The 3,931-nt window shown below is 71.2% G+C and carries 4 protein-coding genes; all 4 read right to left on the bottom strand.

The annotated features are described in order from the left end of the window. Positions 1 to 155: 155 nt before the first annotated feature. The gene (locus D0D37_RS46015) at positions 156 to 1,136 is read right to left on the bottom strand and encodes a VWA domain-containing protein (RefSeq protein ID WP_116206855.1); all 981 of its coding nucleotides are present in this window, start codon (positions 1,134 to 1,136) and stop codon (positions 156 to 158) included. Positions 1,137 to 1,185: 49 nt separating this feature from the next. After that, positions 1,186 to 2,067, bottom strand: coding sequence for a DUF58 domain-containing protein (locus D0D37_RS46010; RefSeq protein WP_244223920.1), 882 nt, complete (start codon positions 2,065 to 2,067; stop codon positions 1,186 to 1,188). A gap of 76 nt (positions 2,068 to 2,143) precedes the next feature. Beyond that, a complete protein-coding gene (locus tag D0D37_RS46005) occupies positions 2,144 to 3,208 on the bottom strand; it encodes an AAA family ATPase (RefSeq protein ID WP_116206853.1) in 1,065 nt (354 codons plus the stop codon). Between the two features lie 112 nt (positions 3,209 to 3,320). Continuing rightward, positions 3,321 to 3,878, bottom strand: a complete 558-nt coding sequence (gene mobA / locus D0D37_RS46000; protein WP_116206852.1) for a molybdenum cofactor guanylyltransferase — start codon at positions 3,876 to 3,878, stop codon at positions 3,321 to 3,323. Positions 3,879 to 3,931: the final 53 nt, after the last annotated feature.

Here is a 3,931-nt window from a genome sequence, read left to right as displayed (position 1 = left end):
TCGCATCCAGCAGATGCCCTCTCGCTCGGATTGGTCTTTCCTTCGCAAGAACAACCATCCCAGGCCAGAGGGCATCTGCGCGTCCAGACACGGCCTACAACACCACAAACACCGGTGGATCCAGGTCTGATTCCCTCAAGGAGTCCTTCACGGACCTACGGGAGTCTCTGGCCGAACACCAGCGCGGTGGCGGCTCCGGCCATCAGGATGATCGTGCCCAGCACCACCCACGGCTTGCTGGCGTCGGCGTTCTTCAGCTCGTACCCGATCTGCTCGCCCAAGTCGGCGTAGACGCGTTTCAGCTCGTCCGCGCTCGCCGCCTTGTAGAACTCGCCGCCGGACAGCCGGGCGATCTCGCGCAGTGATTCGTCGTCCACGCGGACGTCCTGTTGCTTGCCCTCGATGTCCACCGAACCATGCTCGGTGCCGAACGAGATCGACGAGATCGGCATCTGCGCCTGCTTCGCCGCCTGCGCCGCGGTGTACGCGCCGCGCGGGGCGTAGAGGTCTTCCGGCACCGTCTGCTTGCCGTCGCTCATCAGCACGATCCGCGCGGGCGGCGGGCCGTCCGCGCCGCCGACCACTGCGGAGAAGCTCTGGATCGACTGCATCGCCGCGTAAATGCCCTCGCCGGTGGCGGTGGACTGGGCGAGCTTCAGGTTGTCGATCGCCTTCGACACGCCCGCGCGATCTGTCGTCGGGTTGACGAGGACCGTCGCGGTGCCAGCGAAGGAGATCAGGCCCAGGTTGACGCCTGGCGTCATGTTCTGCGCGAACTGTTTCGCCGCGTCCTGCGCCGCCTTCAACCGCGTCGGGGCTACGTCGGTGGCCTCCATCGACAGCGACACGTCGATCACCAGCATGACCGTCGCCCGGTTGCGCGGCACCTTCTGCTCCGCCGTCGGACCTGCCAGCGAGACCGTCAAGAACAGCAGCGACAGCACGATCAGCACCGCGGGCACATGCCGGATCCAGCCCTGCGCCTTGGGCGCGACCTTCTCCAGCAACTCGAGATTCGCGAACCGCATCACCCGGCGACGGCGCTGCCGCTGCGACAGCACGTACGCGCCCGCCACCGCGGCGACCGCGAGCAGCAGCAGGAACCACCACGGCGAGCTGAATCCGGCGAGGCTCATGCCGTCGCCCCCTTCCAGGACGCGTACGCATGAAATCGGCCAGTTGTGCTCATGCGACACCTCCCGACCAGCGACGCTTGCGGGCGACGACGAACCGCACCATGTCCGCGATCCAGTCGGAATCCGTGCGCAGCACCAGATGCGCCGCCCCGGCCCGGCGCAGCCCGGCCGCGACTGTCTGCCGGTGCGCGCTCGCCGCCGCGCCGAATTCCTTGCGCAGCAACGCCGAAGCGTGCACCTCGCGCTGCCGTCCGGTCTCCGGGTCGGCCAGCACGACGGTGCCGACGTCCGGAAGGTCCACGTCGCGCGGGTCGACGATCTCGATCGCGATCAGCTCGTGCCGCCCGGCAAGCGCGCGCAGCGGGCGCTCCCAGTCCATCGGGCCGAGGAAGTCGGACATCACCACCGCTAAGCCGCGCCGTCGTGGCGGACGGCGCAGCTTTTCCAGCGCCCCGGCGAGGTCGCCGCGGACGCCTTCGGCGGCACGAGGCGTCTCGGCGAGCCGCCGGACGAGCCCGCGGGCGTGCGGAAGCCCGCCGCGCGCCGGGAGCCGGGTGATGCCTTCGCCGTTGGACACGAGTGCGCCGATCCGGTTTCCGCCGCCGCCGGTCAGGTGCGCGACAGCCGCGGTCGCGCAGACCACCAGGTCCCGCTTCTCGCACAGCGCGGTGCCGAAGTCGAGGCTCGCCGACATGTCCGCTACGAGCCACGTCTCCAGCTCGCGGTCCGCCACCGTCTCGCGGATGTGCGGCGTCGTCGTGCGCGCGGTGACCGCCCAGTCCATCCGGCGCACGTCGTCGCCCGGCTGGTACGGCCGCGCCTCGCCGGGTTCCGAACCCGGACCCGGGACGAGCCCGAGGTGGTTGCCCTGGAGCAGCCCGTCGAGACGGCGGCGCACTTCGAGTTCGAGGGTGCGCAGTCCCGCCTCCATCCGGTCGCCGCGCAGGTTCGGCGGCGCCCAGGCCGGACGTTCGCCCGGGTGTTTCGAGGATGTGCCAGCCACGCCGCTACCTGACGGGCGCGCCCGCCGGCACGGGGCCGGCGCCGCCCTGCGGCCGGGCCGAAACCTGCGGCAGCGGCACGGTCTGCAGCACGCGGGTGACGATGTGGTCCACCGGCACGCCGTCGGCCAGCGCGTCGTAGGACAGCACGAGGCGGTGGCGCAGCACGTCCGGGACGACGTCGACGACGTCCTGCGGGAGCACGTAGTCGCGGCCGCGCACGAGCGCCAAGGCCCGCGCCGCGGCGATGATGCCGAGGCTCGCGCGCGGCGAGGCGCCGTAGGACACCCAGCCCGCGACGTCGGAAAGCCCGTGGTCGTTCGGCGTGCGCGTGGTGAGCACCAGGCGCACGACGTAGTCGACCAGCGCGTGGTGCACGAAGACCTGCGACGCGACGCCCTGCAGCCGGACCAGCTCCGCCGGGCTCAGCACCTCGTGCGGTTCCGGCGGCGTGACGCCCATCCGGTAGATGATCTCGCGCTCTTCCTCGGCGGTGGGGTACTCGACCAGGATCTTGAACAGGAACCGGTCGCGCTGGGCTTCCGGCAGCGGGTACACGCCCTCGTTCTCGATCGGGTTCTGCGTGGCCAGCACGAGGAACGGGTCGGGCATCGGGAAGGTCTTGCCGCCGATCGACACGTGCCGCTCGGCCATCACCTCCAGCATCGCCGACTGCACCTTCGCCGGGGCGCGGTTGATCTCGTCGGCGAGCACGAAGTTCGCGACGACCGGGCCCAGTTCGACGTCGAAGCGCTCGGCGCCCTGGCGGTAGATGCGCGTGCCGAGGATGTCGGCGGGCACCAGGTCCGGGGTGAACTGCACGCGGGAGAACGAACCGCCCACGACGCGCGCGAACGTCTCGACCGCCAGCGTCTTCGCGACCCCGGGCACGCCTTCGAGCAGCAGGTGCCCCTTCGCCAGCAGCCCGACGAGCATGCGCTCCACCAGCCGGTCCTGTCCGACGATGACGCGCTTCACCTCGAACACGGTGCGTTCCAGCAGCTGGGCGTCCCGCGCCGGGGTGCCGGGCTGCTGCCCGTTCGCTCCCTCGGCGAAGCCGGGCTCGGTCACTCTTCCTCCAGGGGTTTCCACGTCTGCGTGCTCGCCCGCGACCCTACTGGGTCGCGAACTTCCCGCGACGGTAGCCAATCGCATCGCCGGTGTGACAGCTGTGAAGCCCCTGTCAGCGGTGCTTTTCCAGGTCCTCCGGCGTGTCGATGTCGTCGCTCTCGCCGGGCTCCGCGGCCGCCTCGGCGATCCGCAATCCGCCGAGCGTCCGGCGCAGCGACGCGTTTTCCGGACGCTCTGGCATGACCTCGCGCAACGCCGCGGTGCGCCAAGCGCTCACCAGCCATTGCCGCTCCCCTGCCGCGTCGACGAGCACCGCACCGTCTGTGCTGACCACTGTGGACCGCAGCCGGTCCACAGTGGAGCGCCGGATGCCGGGGAGATCAGCGGCGAGCAGCACGACGACTTCGGCGTCCCCGATGGCCTCCAGCCCCGCAGCCAGCGCCGCGACCGGCCCCGCGCCCGGAACGGTCTCGCGGGTCCAGACGACCGTGTCGTAGCCCGGCCGCTTCGGTCCGCACACCACGACCGGCTCCGCTCCGGCCAGCGCCTCGACCGCCCGGCCCAGCAAGGACATCTCGCCGACCCGCAGCTCCGGCTTGTCCACTCCGGACAGCCGGCGCGCCGACCCGCCGGCCAGCACGATTCCCGCGAACCGGGGGCGATGAGTCATGGGGCCAGGGTGCCTGGTCTGGGAAAGCTGCGCGCGGCGGGGGGCACGTCGGC

Source organism: Amycolatopsis circi (assembly GCF_003385235.1).
Taxonomy (GTDB): Bacteria; Actinomycetota; Actinomycetes; order Mycobacteriales; family Pseudonocardiaceae; genus Amycolatopsis; species Amycolatopsis circi.
Note: the sequence above shows the minus strand (reverse complement) of the source record. Positions and strands in the feature narration are given on the sequence as shown.